18 protein-coding genes, 1 rRNA gene and 1 other annotated feature are annotated in these 19,767 nt (G+C 36.9%); of the genes, 18 read left to right on the top strand and 1 reads right to left on the bottom strand.

Going from position 1 to position 19,767, the window contains the following annotated elements; translation table 11 throughout:
• Positions 1-31 precede the first annotated feature (31 nt).
• A 5S ribosomal RNA gene (rrf, locus tag BK579_RS01270) occupies positions 32-147 on the top strand.
• Positions 148-1,215: 1,068 nt separating this feature from the next.
• Here the strand turns inward: rrf and BK579_RS01265 are convergent.
• Positions 1,216-1,938 carry an MgtC/SapB family protein gene (locus BK579_RS01265; RefSeq protein ID WP_235848306.1) on the bottom strand — a complete coding sequence of 241 codons (723 nt, stop codon included), beginning with the start codon at positions 1,936-1,938 and terminating at the stop codon, positions 1,216-1,218.
• A gap of 348 nt (positions 1,939-2,286) precedes the next feature.
• On the opposite strand from BK579_RS01265, the gene BK579_RS01260 reads away from it, so the two are divergent.
• The 17 genes from BK579_RS01260 to rpmG all read left to right on the top strand — a co-directional run bounded on the left by BK579_RS01260 (position 2,287) and on the right by rpmG (position 19,742).
• Positions 2,287-2,748 carry a CtsR family transcriptional regulator gene (locus BK579_RS01260; RefSeq protein WP_078543176.1) on the top strand — a complete coding sequence of 154 codons (462 nt, stop codon included), beginning with the start codon at positions 2,287-2,289 and terminating at the stop codon, positions 2,746-2,748.
• Between the two features lie 120 nt (positions 2,749-2,868).
• Positions 2,869-3,420, top strand: coding sequence for a protein-arginine kinase activator protein McsA (locus BK579_RS01255; protein ID WP_078543175.1), 552 nt, complete (start codon positions 2,869-2,871; stop codon positions 3,418-3,420).
• Between the two features lie 3 nt (positions 3,421-3,423).
• Complete coding sequence (locus BK579_RS01250) at positions 3,424-4,521, top strand: protein-arginine kinase McsB (protein ID WP_078543174.1); 1,098 nt, start codon at positions 3,424-3,426, stop codon at positions 4,519-4,521.
• A complete protein-coding gene (clpC, locus tag BK579_RS01245) occupies positions 4,518-6,959 on the top strand; it encodes an ATP-dependent protease ATP-binding subunit ClpC (RefSeq protein WP_078543173.1) in 2,442 nt (813 codons plus the stop codon). Before BK579_RS01250 ends, clpC begins: the two co-directional genes overlap by 4 nt.
• A gap of 203 nt (positions 6,960-7,162) precedes the next feature.
• Positions 7,163-8,533, top strand: coding sequence for a DNA repair protein RadA (radA, locus tag BK579_RS01240; protein ID WP_078550298.1), 1,371 nt, complete (start codon positions 7,163-7,165; stop codon positions 8,531-8,533).
• 11 nt (positions 8,534-8,544) lie between these two features.
• Positions 8,545-9,618 (top strand): DNA integrity scanning diadenylate cyclase DisA, encoded by a 1,074-nt coding sequence (disA, locus tag BK579_RS01235; RefSeq protein WP_078543172.1) that lies wholly within the window; start codon positions 8,545-8,547, stop codon positions 9,616-9,618.
• A 181-nt stretch (positions 9,619-9,799) separates the two neighbouring features.
• Complete coding sequence (locus tag BK579_RS01230) at positions 9,800-10,891, top strand: PIN/TRAM domain-containing protein (RefSeq protein ID WP_078543171.1); 1,092 nt, start codon at positions 9,800-9,802, stop codon at positions 10,889-10,891.
• Positions 10,892-11,368: 477 nt separating this feature from the next.
• Entirely contained in the window at positions 11,369-12,064 is a 696-nt protein-coding gene (ispD, locus tag BK579_RS01225; protein WP_078543170.1) for a 2-C-methyl-D-erythritol 4-phosphate cytidylyltransferase, read from the top strand.
• An 11-nt stretch (positions 12,065-12,075) separates the two neighbouring features.
• Positions 12,076-12,555: a 2-C-methyl-D-erythritol 2,4-cyclodiphosphate synthase gene (gene ispF, locus BK579_RS01220; protein ID WP_078543169.1), complete on the top strand. Its 480-nt coding sequence runs from the start codon at positions 12,076-12,078 to the stop codon at positions 12,553-12,555.
• Between the two features lie 255 nt (positions 12,556-12,810).
• Positions 12,811-14,268 (top strand): glutamate--tRNA ligase, encoded by a 1,458-nt coding sequence (gene gltX, locus BK579_RS01215; protein ID WP_078543168.1) that lies wholly within the window; start codon positions 12,811-12,813, stop codon positions 14,266-14,268.
• A 211-nt stretch (positions 14,269-14,479) separates the two neighbouring features.
• Positions 14,480-14,716: a binding site (T-box leader), on the top strand.
• A gap of 170 nt (positions 14,717-14,886) precedes the next feature.
• Entirely contained in the window at positions 14,887-15,540 is a 654-nt protein-coding gene (cysE, locus tag BK579_RS01210; protein ID WP_078543167.1) for a serine O-acetyltransferase, read from the top strand.
• Positions 15,521-16,921, top strand: coding sequence for a cysteine--tRNA ligase (cysS, locus tag BK579_RS01205; protein ID WP_078543166.1), 1,401 nt, complete (start codon positions 15,521-15,523; stop codon positions 16,919-16,921). The genes cysE and cysS overlap by 20 nt, the downstream gene beginning before the upstream one ends.
• A gap of 3 nt (positions 16,922-16,924) precedes the next feature.
• Positions 16,925-17,329, top strand: coding sequence for a Mini-ribonuclease 3 (locus tag BK579_RS01200; protein WP_078543165.1), 405 nt, complete (start codon positions 16,925-16,927; stop codon positions 17,327-17,329).
• A gap of 157 nt (positions 17,330-17,486) precedes the next feature.
• Positions 17,487-18,230: a 23S rRNA (guanosine(2251)-2'-O)-methyltransferase RlmB gene (gene rlmB, locus BK579_RS01195; RefSeq protein ID WP_078543164.1), complete on the top strand. Its 744-nt coding sequence runs from the start codon at positions 17,487-17,489 to the stop codon at positions 18,228-18,230.
• A gap of 5 nt (positions 18,231-18,235) precedes the next feature.
• On the top strand, positions 18,236-18,745 hold the full coding sequence (locus BK579_RS01190; protein WP_078543163.1) for an NYN domain-containing protein: 510 nt from the start codon (positions 18,236-18,238) through the stop codon (positions 18,743-18,745).
• Between the two features lie 68 nt (positions 18,746-18,813).
• Positions 18,814-19,464 carry an RNA polymerase sporulation sigma factor SigH gene (gene sigH, locus BK579_RS01185; protein WP_078543162.1) on the top strand — a complete coding sequence of 217 codons (651 nt, stop codon included), beginning with the start codon at positions 18,814-18,816 and terminating at the stop codon, positions 19,462-19,464.
• Positions 19,465-19,592: 128 nt separating this feature from the next.
• Positions 19,593-19,742, top strand: a complete 150-nt coding sequence (gene rpmG, locus BK579_RS01180; RefSeq protein WP_078543161.1) for a 50S ribosomal protein L33 — start codon at positions 19,593-19,595, stop codon at positions 19,740-19,742.
• Positions 19,743-19,767: the final 25 nt, after the last annotated feature.

Here is a 19,767-nt window from a genome sequence, read left to right as displayed (position 1 = left end):
ATCTAGTTTTGAAGGTGCGAACCTTCATAAGTCTAGTGATGATGGCGAAGAGGTCACACCCGTTCCCATACCGAACACGGAAGTTAAGCTCTTCAGCGCCGATGGTAGTTGGGGGACTCCCCCTGTGAGAGTAGGACGTCGCTAGGCACTTAAGAAAGACCCATTCATTGAATGGGTCTTTTTATTTTTTACTAACCGTAAGGTTCTATTAATTAAAATATATGGACGGAAGGATACAATGTAAAATAAATAATAATGTATAGCTGGCAGTTGAACAAGAGCACTCAGATGAAAAGATTCGAATATCATCGGAAGCTGGGCACTAACTTATAAAGAGAGGACATCTTGTTCAGGCTAAGTATAAAATTTTAGACTACCACAGGCGTTGATACTGTGGTACTTTTTCGTGTATGGAGACTAATATATAAAACAAATATTTTTTGATAAAAATCAACATTGGGAAGCATCCAAAGAAAAAGTTTGGTTCAAAGATTCATCCTATTGTCATTAAGAAGTTGTAAAATTCAGGGACATTGGATATTAGAAAAATGATTTAAACTCTTTGTGTCTAGAGGGTTCCATGATATTAGAAAATACCATATCGTCATATAGGTAGATAAATGTACCACCTGTTCTGTTAGAGAAAGTGAGGAGTGGAGTAGGTTAGGCTACTCTATGAAGATGTTTTCCAAGTTAATCATAGAAATGTAATTCTTGGAATGATGTGAAGTCTTTTCCAACATCGATATCTTCTAAAGAAATTTATGGATGAGGCAGCACGGATCATAATGAACTTTTTTGTTATTAACTTAGTTGATTTTTCGTGTCTAATAGGGGTAAAAATTCCGGCTAATGTATCTAGTAGAGGCTTATGATGCAGATATAGGCGGAGAAATTCCGGTTAACTTCTCTAATATATGAATAAATCTAAAGATAAGGTTCATATAAGCGGAAAAACTCCGGTTATTTTTAGGGAAATGTTGATATTTCCTAATTTAAGTGGAATTTTTCCGTTTAAATTCAACTACAGTGATATTAACAGGATATGACACATCCATTTGTAAAAAAAGCAAAAATACCTCTTAGAGTAATAGCTGATCTACATACCTTGGGTTTGTAGATCCTACCAATCCACCTTGTTTTCATGTAAGAAGTGTGGTGGAGAAATGTACCCAAAGCTAACTAGTTCGAGATACTAGTTAGCCGCATAAACATTTAATCCTTCCCATTTCTAACTTTCACTTTATGAACAATTGTCAATTTTTGTAGCTTTTCAACTAATGACTGTCGATTAGTGGATTTAGGTATTTTGACAAGAAGAGTGTATTTAACCAATCCAAAATGATCGGTATCATACTCTTCTGAATCAATTTCGACAATTTCTATTTTTTCTCTAGAAATTATTTCACTTAAGACGGAGAGGTTGCCTGCTTGTTGTTTAACTACAAGTGATAGGTGGGCAAATTTTTCCCCTTTCACTTTATTCTTGTAAAGAGCTTCTAATTTATTTAAGAAGAAAAGTGTAGTGATAATAATCATGGTTGTTAGGATTGCTTCAAAGAACATACCGATTCCAACAACCAATCCCAATCCCGCAACTACCCATATACTTGCTGCTGTTGTAAGACCTTTTACTGTGATCCCTCGATGAACTAGAATAGTACCTGCCCCTAAGAATCCGATACCTGAGATCACATACGATGGAATCCTACTTGGGTCATACCCGACAAGATTAGGATGTTCATTTAGATAATTTTCAAAGCCAAAAATTGAAACAAGCATTAATAAGCATGAGCCAACCCCTACTAGCATGTGTGTTCTTAATCCAGCAGGGTGATTTTTCATTTCTCGTTCAATGCCAATTAGACCACTTAATAATACGATAAGAGATAACCGTATCGTTGATGTAACCATTTGATCGGTAATTAGGTAATCCACATTTCCCCCTCCTGTTAAAGATAAGTATTCATAGCCTTATACCCACTTTGCGATAAAGAAGCCTATTATTGAAATAAATATGAATAAAAGTTAGAAATATACACTCATTTAAATGAATTTGTTTAGAGGTTTACTTATTAGCAAGACAGGTAATAGAAGAATATCCTTCTTTAGTTTACATTTGCAATTAAAATTGTACACATAAAATTCAAAAATAGTTTTGCAAATTGGTTATTTTGGCAAGGATAATAAAGGTAACAAACACAATAGTTGAAAATTTTTTTAATTCTCATTATAGTATAGTTAAAGTCAAATATAGTCAAAGTCAAGGTGGGGTGTGGAGCCGAAGTGCGAAATATTTCTGATATCATTGAACAATATTTTAAGCAGGTCCTCGAATTGAGTGATCGTGATATTGTAGAAATTAAACGAAGTGAAGTTGCAGAGCAGTTTGAATGTGTCCCATCTCAAATTAATTATGTAATTAATACAAGATTTACCCTTGAACGAGGGTATATCGTAGAAAGTAAACGTGGTGGCGGAGGCTATATTCGGATCATGAAGGTGAAAACAAATGATGATGCCCATCTAATTGAGCAATTGATTCACCTAATTGAGCACCGAGTTAGTCAGGCAAGTGCTGAAGATGTTATCTTTCGCTTAGTAGAGGAAGATATTATCTCTAACAGAGAAGCCAAGATTATGCTGAGTGTGATAGATCGTTCAGTGTTATTTCTTGAACTCCCATACCGTGATGAGTTACGTGCAAGAATGTTAAAAGCCATGTTGACATCATTGATGTATAAATAAAATAGTTTCTCATGAATTTGCCTGGAAAGTAAAATGCCTTTAGCTTTATTTCTTATGATGAAGAGCAAGTCAAAAATTAGCCTTTGTTAAATTAAGTTGATTAATAAAGAGGTGAAACAAGTGATATGTCAAGAATGTAATAAGAGGCCAGCAACCCTTCATTTCACGAAAATAGTAAATGGTGATAAAACAGAGGTTCATATTTGTGAGCATTGTGCCCATGAAAAAAGTGAAATGTTTATGTTTTCAGGAAATAATGGATTTTCAATTCATAATCTATTAGCTGGGCTATTAAATATTGAGCCAGCAATGGCAGAACCAAGTAAAGATACTGCTTTTCAAAAAAGTGAAGTCATTCAGTGCGAGAAATGCAAAATGACTTTTTCTCAATTTGCTAAGGTTGGAAGATTTGGCTGTTCGAATTGTTATAAGACGTTTGGCAATCAATTAAATCCAATATTAAAGAGAGTTCATAGTGGAAATACCACTCATAATGGTAAGATTCCTAAGAGAATCGGGGGGAGTATTCACCTTAGAAAACAAATATCTGAGCTGAAGGGATCTTTGCAGGAGTTTATTAGTCTAGAGGAATTTGAAAAGGCTGCTGAGGTACGAGATCAGGTAAGGGAATTGGAACGCTTACTGGACGAAAATAGAGAGGGGGGACAATAAAAAATGTCACTCGAACGTTTCATCGATAAAGCAATAAGTTCTTGGATGAATCAAGAAGGCCCCGAAATGGATATTGTGCTAAGTTCAAGAATCCGCTTAGCTAGAAATATGGAAAATAGCCTTTTTCCTGCTTTAGCATCCAACGAAGAATCAAAGGAGGTCATTCAACTTTTTTTAACGAACTTTTCCAACAAAAAGTTTCCTGGAATTGGTGAGTTAGAATTATTAGATATGAATGAGCTTCAGCCAGTCGAAAAAAGAGTGCTTGTTGAGAAACATTTGATTAGCCCGCATTTAGCTGAGGATTCTCCTTTTGGAGCATGCTTGTTATCTGAGAATGAAGAAATTAGTATTATGATCAATGAAGAAGATCATATTCGAATTCAATGCTTATATCCAGGTTTTCAATTAGAAGAGGCTCTGAAAACGGCGAATGAATTAGATGATTGGATTGAAACTTCAGTTGATTATGCTTTTGATGAGAGAAGAGGATATTTAACAAGTTGTCCAACCAATGTTGGGACTGGGTTAAGGGCTTCTGTAATGATGCATTTACCTGGATTAGTATTAACACAACAAATGAGTCGGATTATTCCTGCGATCAATCAATTAGGATTGGTAGTCAGAGGCACATATGGTGAGGGTAGTGAAGCGCTAGGTAATATTTTTCAGATATCTAATCAAATTACTCTTGGTAAGACAGAAGAAGATATAGTTGGGGATTTAAAAAGTGTTGTAAGTCAGCTAATTTCGCAAGAACGTTCAGCAAGGGACGCATTAGTTAAGACTTCGAACATACAATTAGAAGACAGAGTGTATCGCTCTTATGGAATCCTAGCTAATAGCAGGATTATTGAGTCAAAGGAAGCTGCTAAATGTTTGTCGGATGTTCGATTGGGAATAGATTTAGGTTATATTAGGGATTTATCTAGTAATATACTGAATGAATTAATGATTTTAACTCAGCCTGGATTTTTGCAGTTATATTCAGGCGGGGCATTGAGACCTAATGAAAGAGATATTCGAAGAGCGACACTAATAAGAGAAAGATTAAAATTAGAAGAAAAAAAGACAAATGGCTTGGAGGTCGATGAAATATGATGTTTGGAAGATTTACTGAACGCGCACAAAAGGTATTAGCATTAGCGCAAGAAGAAGCAGTAAGATTAGGACATAATAATATTGGAACCGAGCATATTTTATTAGGATTAATTCGTGAGGGAGAAGGAATTGCAGCAAAAGCGCTTGTAGCACTTGGATTAGGGCCTGAGAAAATTCAAAAAGAAGTTGAAGCATTAATTGGTAGAGGTCATGATGCTTCACAAACCATTCACTATACTCCTCGTGCAAAGAAGGTTATTGAACTATCAATGGACGAAGCGAGAAAGTTAGGTCATTCATATGTCGGGACGGAACATATTTTATTAGGGCTTATTCGTGAGGGCGAAGGTGTTGCAGCTCGCGTACTGAATAATTTAGGAGTAAGTTTAAATAAAGCACGACAACAAGTGTTACAGCTACTTGGAAGCAACGAGTCTTCATCAGGACATCAAGGTGGAGGAGCGGTTAGTGCTAATACACCAACATTAGATAGTCTTGCACGTGATTTAACTGCGATTGCAAGAGAAGGAAGCTTAGATCCTGTTATTGGTCGTAGTAAGGAAATTCAACGTGTGATTGAAGTGTTAAGCCGTCGTACGAAAAATAATCCAGTACTTATTGGTGAACCAGGTGTAGGTAAAACAGCAATTGCTGAAGGATTAGCTCAGCAAATCGTGAATAATGAAGTGCCAGAAACATTACGTGATAAGCGTGTAATGACACTAGATATGGGGACAGTTGTTGCTGGAACTAAGTATCGTGGGGAATTCGAGGATCGTTTGAAAAAGGTGATGGATGAGATTCGCCAAGCTGGAAATATCATTCTATTTATCGATGAGCTTCATACACTGATTGGTGCTGGAGGAGCAGAGGGGGCAATTGATGCTTCTAATATTCTAAAACCATCATTAGCTCGTGGGGAGCTTCAGTGTATTGGTGCAACGACATTAGATGAATATCGTAAGTACATTGAAAAAGATGCAGCGTTAGAGCGAAGATTCCAACCAATTACAGTCGATGAGCCGACAATTGATGAGTCTATCCAAATTTTAAAAGGATTACGTGACCGATATGAAGCACATCATAGGGTTTCTATTATAGATGAAGCGATTGTTCAAGCTGTAAAGCTATCTGATAGATATATCTCTGATCGCTTCTTGCCTGATAAGGCGATTGATTTAATTGATGAAGCAGGCTCAAAGGTCCGCTTACGTTCTTATACTGCACCACCAAATTTAAAAGAGCTGGAAGCAAAGCTTGAAGAAGTCCGTAAAGAAAAGGATGCTGCTGTTCAAAGTCAGGAATTTGAGAAAGCTGCATCGTTAAGAGATACTGAGCAACGTTTACGTGAGCAGCTCGAAGAAACGAAGAAAACGTGGAAAGAAAAACAAGGTCAGGAAAACTCAGAAGTTACAGTTGAAGATATTGCCATGGTTGTATCAAGCTGGACTGGTATACCTGTTTCAAAGCTAGCACAAACAGAAACAGATAAGTTATTAAACATGGAGAGTCTTCTTCATGATCGAGTGATAGGGCAAGAGGAAGCCGTTAAAGCCGTTTCTAAGGCAGTTAGACGCGCGCGCGCAGGTCTTAAGGACCCTAAACGCCCGATTGGTTCATTTATCTTCCTAGGACCTACTGGTGTCGGTAAAACGGAGCTTGCAAGAGCATTAGCTGAGTCCATTTTTGGTGATGAAGATGCCATGATTCGCATTGATATGTCTGAATATATGGAGAAGCATTCGACTTCACGTTTAGTAGGGTCACCTCCAGGATATGTTGGCTATGATGAAGGTGGTCAATTAACTGAAAAAGTACGTCGTAAACCATATTCTGTTGTGCTATTAGATGAAATTGAAAAGGCTCATCCAGATGTCTTTAATATTTTATTACAAGTTTTAGAAGATGGTCGATTAACAGATTCTAAGGGACGTACAGTTGATTTTAGAAATACGATTTTAATTATGACATCAAACGTTGGTGCAAGCACTCTTAAGCGTAACAAGTATGTAGGCTTCAATGTTCAAGATGAAGGGCAGAATTACAAAGATATGAAAGGTAAAGTGATGGAGGAGCTGAAAAAGGCATTCCGTCCTGAGTTCTTAAATCGTATCGATGAAATTATTGTCTTCCATTCTTTAGAGAAAAAGCACTTAAGAGAAATTGTTGTTCTTATGTCAGAGCAGTTAACGAAGAGACTGAAGGAGCAAGAGCTTGATTTAGAGATTACAGAAGCTGCTATTGAAAAAATTGCAGAAGAAGGTTATGACCCTGAGTATGGGGCTCGTCCATTAAGAAGAGCGATTCAAAAGCAAATAGAGGATCGTTTATCTGAAGAGCTTCTAAAAGGAACGATTGAAAAAGGGAAGCAGATTGTTATGGATATTGAAGATGGTGAATTTGTGGTAAAGGCAGCGGAAAAAGTGAATCAAGTATAAATCAGTATAGAGGCTGATCCAAGCAAATTGCGTCGAATCACTAGGGGCATCTTCATTTTATTGAGAGATGTTCGAGTAATTCGCTTCAATTGGTTGGGTCAGCCTTTGCTCATTTAATATAGTGGAAAATAGAGAGTAAGTTGCAAAAACGTTCATATTTTAGTGAAGTTGTCGGTATTCTAATAAGAGAGGTTTTATTAAATATGGTAAAAAGAAAAACGAAATTTAGTTGTCAAGCATGTGGCTATGAATCCGCTAAATGGATGGGGAAATGTCCTGGATGTAATGCGTGGAATACCCTTGTGGAAGAAATGGAACAAAAGGTTGCCAGAAAAGGTGCTTTTAATCACTCGAATTCTTCTGTTTTAAGTAAGCCTTCACCTATTACCTCAATAGAAACCATTAGTGAGCCAAGAATGTTTACCAACAGTCAGGAATTCAACCGCGTGTTAGGTGGCGGTATTGTCCGTGGCTCTCTTGTCCTTATTGGTGGGGATCCTGGTATCGGTAAGTCTACATTACTACTCCAAGTTTCCGCCCAGCTAGCTAATGAAAACCGTGTCCTCTATATTTCCGGTGAGGAATCAGTCAAGCAAACAAAGCTTCGTTCTGATCGTCTCGGTGTGACTTCTGATAATTTATATGTACAATCAGAAACTGATTTAGAATATATCACCAAATCAATATCAGAATTAGATCCTTCTTTTGTTGTTGTTGACTCCATTCAAACGATGTATCATGCAGAGATTAGTTCGGCACCGGGAAGTGTTTCACAGGTGAGAGAATGTACAGCTGAATTAATGAGAATTGCAAAAACAAAGGGTATTGCCATTTTTATTGTCGGCCACGTGACAAAAGAAGGCTCAATTGCAGGTCCTAGATTATTAGAACATATGGTAGATACCGTATTATATTTTGAAGGTGAGCGCCATCATACCTATCGAATTTTACGTGCTGTAAAAAACCGTTTTGGTTCGACAAATGAGATGGGAATATTTGAGATGAAAGAATCCGGCCTGGATGAAGTAGCAAACCCTTCGGAAATCTTTCTTGAAGAGCGCTCTCAAGGGGCAGCAGGTTCTACAGTTGTGGCTTCCATGGAGGGAACGAGGCCAGTACTTGTGGAGATACAGGCACTTATTTCACCAACAAGCTTTGGAAATCCTCGAAGAATGGCAACTGGGGTTGATCAAAACCGCGTCTCGTTGTTAATGGCAGTACTAGAGAAAAGAGTGGGTTTATTGCTACAAAATCAAGATGCCTATTTAAAAGTTGCTGGAGGCGTTAAACTGGATGAACCTGCAATTGACTTAGCTGTTGCGGTCAGCATAGCATCGAGCTTTAGAGATAAACCATCTAATGCCACAGATGTTTTTGTTGGCGAAGTAGGACTAACGGGTGAGGTCCGCCGTGTATCCCGTATTGAGCAAAGGGTTCAAGAAGCAGCTAAGCTCGGATTCAAAAGAGTCATTTTACCAGAAAGAAATATTGGGGGATGGACAATACCAAAAGGGATTGAGGTAGTAGGTGTCTCTGATGTACGTCAGGCACTCCAATATGGATTAGGACAATAGGGGGTAAAAAATTGGATGAGATTATACATCATGAAAAAAATTTAGCTCAAATACTGAAATTTGTAGCTCCAGGTACACCAATTCGTGAAGGAATTGAAAATGTGCTGAGCGCCAAAACAGGAGGACTAATTGTTATTGGGTATAACTCTCAGATGGAGCGAATCGTTGATGGTGGTTTTGAAATAGATTGTAGCTTTTCTCCAGCCTCACTCTATGAGCTTGCCAAAATGGATGGTGCAATTATTTTAGATGATGCGGGTGCAAAAATATTAATTGCCAATGCACAACTAATGCCCGACCCGTCAACCTATTCTGCTGAAACTGGTATGAGACATCGAACCGCTGAGCGTGTTGCGAGGCAAACAGGAAATCTAGTTATTGCCATTTCGCAAAGAAGAAATGTCATCACACTATATAAGGGTGGCCTTACTTATGTATTAAAAGATATTGGTGTGATTTTAACAAAAGGAAATCAAGCGATACAAACACTAGATAAATATAAATCTGTTCTGGAGCAATCAATCACAAACATCGGAGCACTTGAATTTGAAAACCTAGTGACTTTTAAAGATATTATCCAAGTCTTACATCGAATTGAAATGGTAGTCAGAATAAAAAGTGAAATTCTCTGTTATGTAAATGAATTAGGAACTGAAGGAAGACTGCTTAGCCTTCAATTGGATGAGTTACTTGTTAGTATCGAGGAAGAAGCAGCATTAATCCTAAAAGACTATTCAAAAGACCCAGTAGCAAATCCCTATTCTATCCTAGACCAATTGCAGACACTATCTAATAAGGAACTGCTAGATGATATGATTATTTTAAAGCTTTTAGGCTATTCTCCATTAACAAACATGGATGAGATCATCTGTTCGAGAGGCTACCGAATTCTAAATAAAATTCCTAGACTTCCATCACATATTATAGAAAATGTAGTCATTCATTTTAAAAAATTGAAACTTATTTTACATTCAACCGTAGAGGAATTAGATGAAGTTGAAGGTATAGGTGAGGTTCGAGCTAAAAATATTAAAGCGGGTTTAAAGCGAATAAAGAATCAGCTTTCGATCGACCGAGAAATTTGAACTTATTTTAGAAAATTATGATGTTATGCTCATTTGACGAAGGAAAATGGGAATGATAATTTGAAAGAAACCTCTTAAAACGTTACATGTACATGTCATTACCTTTACATTTTAAAAAAACTATTTATTGTAGGTTTCAATTAGTATAAAGTGTTTATAATGAGTATGAGGAGGTGAAGGAATGTTAAAACGGATTGTTCATTTATTTTTCTTAATCGTAGGAGGAACTCTAGGAATTTTCTTTATACCAGAGCTTCTTGAAATATTAAATATTGCTGACGTTCCTTTTTTAGATAGGCCATACACATTAGCGGTTTTAGGTGCAATTATCTTATTTTTTACTACTTTTTGGTTAGTCGATTATATCGTAGGTTTAATAAAATGGCTTGAAGATACTCTTATAAAAGCACCAATCACTGATGTTATTTTTGGTACTTTAGGTCTTATATCGGGGTTAATTGTCGCTTTCTTAATCGTGATTCCACTAGGCAAAATTCAATTTGTTGTCGTAAATACGGTCATCCCCATTTTCATTACATTACTACTAGGTTATCTCGGATTCCAAGTAGGCTTTAAGAAAAGAGATGAACTTGTAAGTTTGTTTTCTATCTCAAATAAAAACAAGAAAAAGGGAATCGATGAAGAAGAAGTAGAAAAAAAGAGTAAGGAGCTTAAAATTCTAGATACGAGTGTTATTATTGACGGAAGAATTGCTGATATCTGTCAAACTGGGTTTCTAGAAGGAACAATTGTGATTCCTCAATTTGTCTTGGAAGAGCTCCAGCACATTGCAGATTCCTCTGATGTTTTAAAAAGAAATAGAGGAAGACGAGGACTTGATATTCTTAATCGGATTCAAAAAGAATTAGCCATAAAGGTTGAAATCTATGAAGGTGATTTTGACGAAATTCAAGAAGTAGATAGTAAGTTAGTTAAGCTTGCAAAACTCACATCAGGTGTTGTTGTTACTAATGATTTTAATTTAAATAAAGTATGTGAATTACAAAAAGTTGCTGTATTAAACATCAATGATTTAGCCAACGCCGTTAAACCGGTTGTGCTACCTGGTGAAGAAATGCATGTTCAAGTCATAAAAGACGGTAAAGAACATAATCAAGGTATCGCATATCTTGATGATGGTACGATGATTGTTGTTGAAGATGGAAGAGATTATATTGGAAAGCATATAGAAGTTCTAGTAACAAGTGTTTTACAAACATCTGCAGGTAGGATGATTTTTGCAAAGCCTAAATTACTAGAAAAGGCATTATAGATTTAGTGGAGGTTTGAAACGATAGATGGTGACTCGGTTGTACTTGCTTAGGTCCAAAAGACTGAGATTGCCGAATGATATCTATCCTAAGCAAGCCTCTTTTTTTGTGTTTTTACATATTAATTGAAAAATATTTAAATATACCATCTTTAGCAAGATTTTTTTTCTAGAAAACAATCCATTGCTCCGAATTTAGGCTCTATCTTCCGGGAGGGGAAGGAGTTTTCACGTTGCCGGGTAGACTTCAATGCAAAAGAAAATTTGAACCATGGGTGCGGAGAGCCACTACTCCTGCGGGATTTAGTGGTCTCAGGAGACCCCACAGGAGCCCCTAGGCGACGAGGAGGCTCCCGGACCACCCCACGGAAAGCAAGTAGATCCGCAGCGCATGGAACTCAAACGACCTAGGTTGTTTTCAGGAGAGAACTTCTAATATTTAATCTTCCAGAAAGAACCTATGATAAAGAGGTGAAATTGATGCAATATGAAATCATTATTCTTGCTGCAGGGCAAGGTAGTCGTATGCAGGCGGGAATCAACAAACAATTTTTAGAAATCCAATCCGTGCCACTTATCGTCCATACGCTAAGAGCATTTGAAGAAGATCAACGTTGCAACGGAATTATTTTAGTCATAAATCCCAAAGAATTAGATGAAATTGAAGCTTTGTTGAATGAATATGGGATAAACAAGGTTCACAAAATTGTTCCGGGTGGTAAAGAAAGACAAGACAGTGTCTATAGTGGATTAAAAGTAATAGGGGATTCAAGTGTGGTATTAGTTCATGATGGAGCTAGGCCATTTGTGAAACAAGCGTTTATACATACTCTGGTTGAAAAGGCTTTGACCCATAGTGCGGCAGTTTTGGCTGTTCCTGTGAAGGAAACAATTAAACAAGTAGACAGCCAATCGGCAGTTATTCAAACAATTGATCGTTCTAACGTATGGGCGATACAAACTCCTCAAGCATTTCAAATAGATATCCTTAGAGATGCACATGAAAAAGCCGTACAAGAAGGATTTTTAGGTACAGATGATGCAAGTTTAGTTGAACGAATAGGAAAAAATGTGTATATTGTTGAAAGTGATTATATGAATATAAAAATAACAACACCTGAGGATTTACTTTTTGCAGAGGCAATTCTTAAGTCTAGGATAAATAATAAAATTTAAGGGGTTATGGTATGTTTCGAATTGGACAAGGCTATGATGTACATCAATTGGTTGAAGGACGGCCTCTCATTATCGGTGGAATCGAGATCCCTTTTGAAAAAGGTCTTTTAGGTCATTCAGATGCAGATGTCTTATTACATACAGTTGCAGATGCATGCTTGGGTGCAATTGCTGCTGGAGATATTGGAAAGCACTTTCCTGATACGGATCCTGCATTTAAAGATGCAGACTCTGCTAAATTGTTATCTCATGTATGGAACTTAATTAAAAAGCAAGGATATTCCTTAGGAAATATAGACTGTACCATTATTGCACAAAAACCAAAAATGGCGCCGTATATAGGCCAAATGAGGGAACGAATTGCCATGTTACTAGATGCAGAAACTTCTCAGGTAAATGTAAAAGCAACCACAACAGAAAAACTTGGTTTCACAGGACGTGAAGAAGGAATTGCAGCACAAGCAGTTGTTTTATTAGTGAAAAACACGTAAATATAATGCATCAGTGAGGAAATAAGTTATTTGCACCATGAAGGATGAAAAGTACTAACTCAGTTGGAATGAGCGGAAGGTCACTCGACTCCTGCAGGATATAGCGGGCTCGGGAGACCCCACAGGAGCCTTGCGACGAGGAGGCTCCTGGACCGCCCCGCGGAAAGCGAGTGAACTGCAGCGAATGAATCTTCAACCTATGTATTTTCAGGGTAGACATAAATAAAAAAGAAAAATGATGTTGGAGGAATAACCATGACACAAGAAGTTAGAGTACGCTATGCACCAAGTCCCACAGGACATTTACATATCGGAAACGCAAGAACTGCACTATTTAATTACTTATTCGCACGTAACCAAAACGGTAAATTTATCATCCGTATTGAAGATACAGATAAAAAGAGAAACATAGCTGGTGGAGAAGAAAGTCAATTAAAATATTTAAAATGGCTAGGTATCGAATGGGATGAAAGCACTGACGTAGGTGGGGATTTTGGTCCATACCGTCAATCTGAGCGAAATGATCTCTATAAGAAGTATTATGAAGAGCTTCTTGAAAAAGGACTTGCTTATAAATGTTATTGTACCGAAGAAGAAATTGAACAAGAGCGTGAAGAACAAGTTGCTAGAGGCGAAATGCCAATGTACTCTGGCAAACATCGTAATCTTTCAACGGAGGAGCAGGAAGCTTTTGAAAAAGAGGGAAGATTACCTAGTATCCGATTCAGAGTACGTGAGGATAAAGTATATTCATTTAATGATATGGTAAAAGGTGAAATTTCATTTGAGTCAAATGGAATAGGTGATTATGTTATTGTTAAGAAGGATGGTACGCCAACGTATAATTTTGCAGTTGCTGTTGATGATCATTTAATGCAAATTACTCACGTTCTTCGCGGAGAGGATCATATTTCAAATACCCCAAAGCAAATAATGATTTACGAGGCGTTTGGATGGGATATCCCTCAGTTTGGCCATATGACTTTAATCGTGAATGAAAGCCGCAAAAAGCTGAGTAAACGTGATGAGTCAATCATTCAGTTTATCGAGCAGTATGAAGAGTTAGGTTATTTACCTGAGACATTGTTTAATTTTATTGCGCTATTAGGTTGGTCACCAGCTGGGGAAGAAGAACTTTATAACAAAGATCAATTTATAGAGATTTTTGATACTGATAGATTATCGAAATCTCCTGCTGTTTTTGATACACAAAAACTAACATGGATGAATAATCAATATATTAAGACCTTGGACATTGAAAGGTTAGTGGAGCTTTCATTACCACACTTAGTTAAAGCGGGTCGTGTTTCTACAAATATGTCTGAGAATGAAAGAGAATGGGCTAAGGAACTTATTGCCTTACATCAAGAAAAATTGAGCTTTGGTGCAGAAATTGTTCCACTAACTGATCTTTTCTTTAGAGAAGAACTTGTTTATGAGGAAGAAGCAAAAGAAGTATTAGCTGAAGAACAGGTTGAAGAAGTTCTAAAAGCATTTGTTAGTGAGTTGCAAAATCTCGAATCTTTTTCAGCAGAAGATATTAAGGCTGCTATGAAGACTGTTCAAAAAACTACTGGCCAAAAGGGTAAGAAGCTCTTTATGCCAATCCGTGTAGCAACGACAGGTCAAACACACGGTCCGGACTTACCAATGGCTATCCACCTTCTTGGGAGAGATAAGGTAATTTCTCGTATTGAAAGCATTTATAACTAAGGTTTTTCTTAAGAAAGGGCATGTTCTTATTTCTTGTTAAGAAAGTATAAAGGTTTAACCTAGTATCATTATTTCGCGCCGGTTACCCTTGCTTTTTTATAAGGCTAGAATATAAATTAGTCCTGGAAAGTATTAATTAGTTAACATTTCGAGCAAAATATAATATATTTATCTATATAGTTAAAAATTCCAAAGCAGTATTCTAATAATTGTTAACATGTTGAGAAGGAGAGTAGAAAAACATTTTCTTTTTAGAGAGAACCATCACCGGCTGAAAGTGGTTTAAGTTAAAATGTTTTTTGAAATGCACCTTTGAGTCTTTTGTTGAAAATACATTTGTATGAGTAGGTAAAAGCGGCCACCCTCCGTTACAGGGGCATAAGTTGAGGTGATATATACTAAAAATTTCACCTAAACAGAGTGGAACCGCGTATACTACGTCTCTGTGATATTCACAGAGGCGTTTTTGTATTCTTATTTATCATATCTTAGTGTTTTCGTTAATATGATATGGGGCTAACTTAAGGCTCTATTGGTTGGTTTAATAAGACAATGTATCTTATAACATCCGCCGAGGGGTAGAAGCCTTATGTTTTTTTCAGATGGGGAGTGGAGAAAATGTTTCGTAGAATGAAGGAAGATATTGAGGTTGTGTTCGAACAAGACCCTGCAGCAAGGACTCATCTTGAGGTAATTCTTACTTACTCAGGATTACATGCGATTTGGTTTCATCGACTAGCGCATGGTTTTTATAAGAAAAATTTATTTTTCCTAGCAAGGTTTATCTCTCAGGTTAGTAGATTTTTTACTGGAATAGAAATTCACCCCGGAGCAAAGATAGGAAAACGTTTTTTTATAGACCATGGCATGGGAGTAGTAATTGGGGAAACTTGTGAAATTGGAGATAATGTTACTGTATTTCAAGGGGTAACCTTAGGAGGAACAGGAAAAGAAAAGGGTAAGAGACATCCAACAATAAAGGATAATGCACTGATAGCAACTGGAGCTAAAGTGTTAGGGTCTATTACGATTGGCGAAAATTCAAAGGTTGGAGCAGGAGCAGTAGTACTAAATGATGTGCCGCCCAATTCAACTGTTGTAGGTATTAAGGGAAGAGTGGTTATTCAGAATGGAGTAAGAATTAATAAACTAAACCATTGTGATGTTCCAGACCCAATCTCAGACCGAATGAAAGAACTTGAGCTTGAACTAAGTCAATTAAAAGCTGAGCTTAAGAAAGGGGAAGCAAAAAATGTCCATTCAAATATATAACACACTTACTAGAAAAAAAGAATTGTTCAAACCATTAGAAGAAAATAAAGTTAAAATGTATGTATGTGGCCCAACTGTCTATAACTATATTCATATTGGGAATGCACGTCCTGCGATTGTTTTTGATACGGTGAGACGTTACTTTGAATTCCGCGGTTATGATGTGAATTTTGTCTCGAATTTTACCGATGTTGACGATAAGTTAATTAAAGCAGCGAATGAGCTAGGGGAGGATGTGCCAACGATCGCAGAGCGCTTCATTAATGCGTATTTTGAAGATGTTTCAGCATTAGGGTGCAAAAAAGCAACTGTCCACCCTAGAGTAACTGAAAGTATTGATATTATCATTGATTTCATTCAGGCTCTTATCGAAAAGGGATATGCCTATGAAGCGGGTGGTGACGTATATTACCGCACAAAATCGTTTGATGGCTATGGAAAATTGAGTCACCAATCAATTGATGATTTAAAGGTAGGAGCAAGAATTGAAGTTGGTGATAAAAAAGAGGATGCCCTAGATTTTGTTTTATGGAAAAATGCGAAACCAGGAGAAATTTCTTGGGAAAGTCCTTGGGGAGAGGGTCGACCTGGCTGGCATATTGAGTGTTCTGCAATGGCTAAAAAGTACTTGGGTGAAACCATTGATATTCATGCAGGTGGCCAAGATTTAGCATTCCCTCACCATGAAAATGAAATTGCCCAATCAGAAGCGATAAACGAAAAGACCTTTGCTAATTATTGGATGCACAATGGGTATATTAATATTGATAATGAAAAAATGTCAAAATCACTAGGTAATTTCATTCTAGTACATGACATTATTAAGCAGCATGACCCGCAGTTAATTCGATTCTTTATGCTTTCAGTCCACTATAGACATCCAATTAACTATAATGAGGAATTACTTGAAAGTACGAAAAAAGGGTTAGATCGAATCAAAACATCTTACACAAACTTACTTCATAGAAAAGAAAGTAGTTCAAATTTAACAACAGATGATCAAGAATGGTTTGGAAAATTAGCTAATTTAAGAGAAGAGTTTATTACTGTAATGGATGATGATTTTAATACAGCTAATGCGATTTCAATACTTTTTGAGTTATCTAAACAAGCAAATTACTACCTTCAATCAAAAAATACAGCGAGCGTTGTGATCGAGGCTTTTATCAAGGAATTTGAAGAACTGTTTAATGTGTTAGGATTAGAGATAAGCCCTGAGAACGATTTACTAGATGAAGAAATTGAAGCTCTAATTCAAAAACGTATTGAAGCACGAAAGAATCGAGATTTTGCTCTATCAGATCAAATCCGAGATGAATTGAAAGAAAAAAATGTGATTTTAGAGGACACTCCACAGGGAACCCGTTGGAAAAGAGGTTAATAAATGCTACTAGACACATCAAACATTGATGCCAAACAATTAAATAGTCTAGCTTTAGCTTATATGGGAGATGCGGTTTATGAAAAGTATGTCCGTCACCATCTACTTTCTAAAGGGACAGTAAGACCTAATGATTTGCATAAAATAGCCAAACGGTTTGTATCTGCTAAAGCACAAAGCTCTATATTACATCATTTAATCGAGCGTGAATTTTTTACTGAGGAAGAACAAGGGGTTTTGCGCAGAGGCCGAAACGCTAAAAGCGGAACCGTTCCAAAGAATACAGACGTCCAAACCTATAGATACAGTACATCTTTTGAAGCGTTGATGGGTTACTACCACCTAACACAGAATGTAGACAGATTAGAAGAAATCATAGAAGCTGCATTTGAATTTATTGATCAATAAAGGATGTTTTCAGAGTAGACCTCGATGCTAATGAAGTATTCGCACCATGTTGAATGGCTCAACTGGGTATCTTTAGGGCAGAACAAATCTCCGAAGTTCTTTTATTTCAATCAAAGTGATACATAAATAACTTATTATACGAAAGGAGGAACAAAAAGTGGCATCAGATTTTATTATTGGAAGAAATCCTGTAAGTGAAGCCCTTAAATCCGAAAGAGAAATTAACAAAATCTTAATTGCAGAAGGCTCACAAAAAGGCTCAATGAGCGTTATTATCAATTTAGCAAACGACAAAGGTGTTTTACTTCAATTTGTTCCCAAAAAGAAAATAGATCAGATGGTTGAAGGAAACCACCAAGGTGTTATCGCACAAGTCGCAGCATACGAATATGCGGAAATAGAGGATTTATTTAAACTTGCTGAAGAAAAGGGGGAAAAGCCTTTCTTTCTTTTACTAGATGAACTAGAAGATCCTCATAATTTGGGATCTATCTTACGGACAGCAGATGCTTCAGGTGCACATGGTGTCATCATTCCAAAAAGAAGAGCGGTTGGTTTAACGGCTACGGTTGCAAAAGCATCCACAGGAGCGATCGAATATATACCAGTTGCACGTGTGACAAACTTAGCAAGGACAATTGACGAGTTAAAAGAAAGAGGAGTTTGGGTAATTGGAACAGATGCATCAGGTAAGGATGACTATCGTAATATCGATGGAGAAATGCCTCTAGCACTTGTTATTGGTAGTGAAGGGAAGGGAATCGGAAGGCTGATAAAAGATAAATGTGACTTCTTAATTAGACTTCCAATGAAGGGTAAGGTTACATCGTTAAATGCATCTGTCGCAGCTAGTCTCTTAATGTATGAGGTATTTCGAAAACGAAACCCACTAGGTGACTAAAAGTCATGGATATCCTCATTGTTGATGGATATAACATTATTGGAGCTTGGCCAGATTTGCGGAAATTAAAAACCATAGACTTTTCACAGGCACGAAACGTACTGATTGAAAAAATGGCAGAATACCAAGCTTATACTGGTTACAGAGTCATTATCGTATTTGATGCCCACCTCAGACAGGGAACGGAAAAGAAAAGTAAAAATCACAAAGTTGAAGTGATTTTTACAAGAGAGAACGAAACAGCAGATGAACGAATTGAAAAATTGGCCCAAGAACTTAGTGATCGGCGTACTCAAATTCATGTTGCTACATCCGATTACACAGAGCAATGGGCAATTTTTGGACAAGGTGCCTTACGTAAATCAGCGCGTGAGCTCTTGACAGAAATGGGACTAATTGAAAAAGGAATTGAAAAGAAGGTCCAAAAAACCTACCAAAAAAAAAGCTCTTCCAAAATTCCTCTTACTGATGAAGTGGCTGAAATTTTTGAAAAATGGCGCCGTGGAGAAAAGTGACCTGTTGACGTGTTGAAAAAATTTCCTGTATAATATTGCTATCTATAAGTCCGGTCGGAGGGATCGACGTGATTTCAAACTTCAATGGAAAAGTCAACACAGTGTATGAACGATTAGAAGATGAAGAAGTTGTAGAACTAGTTCATTCTGGTGAAAGTGATGCGCTCGATTACCTTATTAACAAGTATAAAAATTTCGTTCGTGCAAAAGCTCGTTCTTATTTTCTTATAGGAGCAGACCGAGAGGATATTGTTCAAGAGGGTATGATTGGACTTTATAAAGCGATTCGTGACTTTAAAGAGGACAAGCTTACCTCATTTAAGGCATTTGCAGAACTCTGCATTACTAGACAAATTATAACTGCGATTAAAACAGCTACAAGACAAAAGCATATTCCGCTAAATTCTTATGTTTCTCTAGATAAACCAATCTATGATGAGGAATCAGATCGAACCTTGATGGATGTGATTTCTGGAGCAAAAATATTGGATCCGGAAGAACTATTTATTAACCAAGAAAAGTTTGACGATATTGAAGTTAAAATGGCAGAGCTTTTAAGTGACTTAGAGAGGAAAGTTCTGGCACTTTATCTCGATGGACGATCATATCAGGAGATATCTGAGGATTTAAATAGGCATGTCAAATCCATTGATAATGCATTGCAGCGAGTAAAACGAAAGCTTGAACGCTACCTGGAGATTAGAGAAATTAGCTTATAATTAGAGTTTTGATGTTAAAATATAGCTGTTAAAGCGTTTTCTGCGAGTATTGACATTAAGAACAAGCTTATGTTACATTTTTAAAGAATTTATACATTTATTATTTTCAGTAATTAAGAAGGTGCTTTATGCGAAAGAAGATTGTATTAGCTTGTGTTGATTGCGGTAGTCGAAACTATACGACAATGAAAAACACTGAAAGTGCCAATGAGCGCCTTGAAATAAAAAAGTTTTGCAAAACATGTAATAACCATACTGTACACCGTGAGACTAAATAGAATTTGCTAAAATTGTTGGAGGTAA

Origin of the sequence: Litchfieldia alkalitelluris (assembly GCF_002019645.1) — a bacterium.
GTDB lineage: Bacteria > Bacillota > Bacilli > Bacillales > Bacillaceae_L > Litchfieldia > Litchfieldia alkalitelluris.
This window is presented reverse-complemented; position numbering and strand designations above follow the sequence as displayed.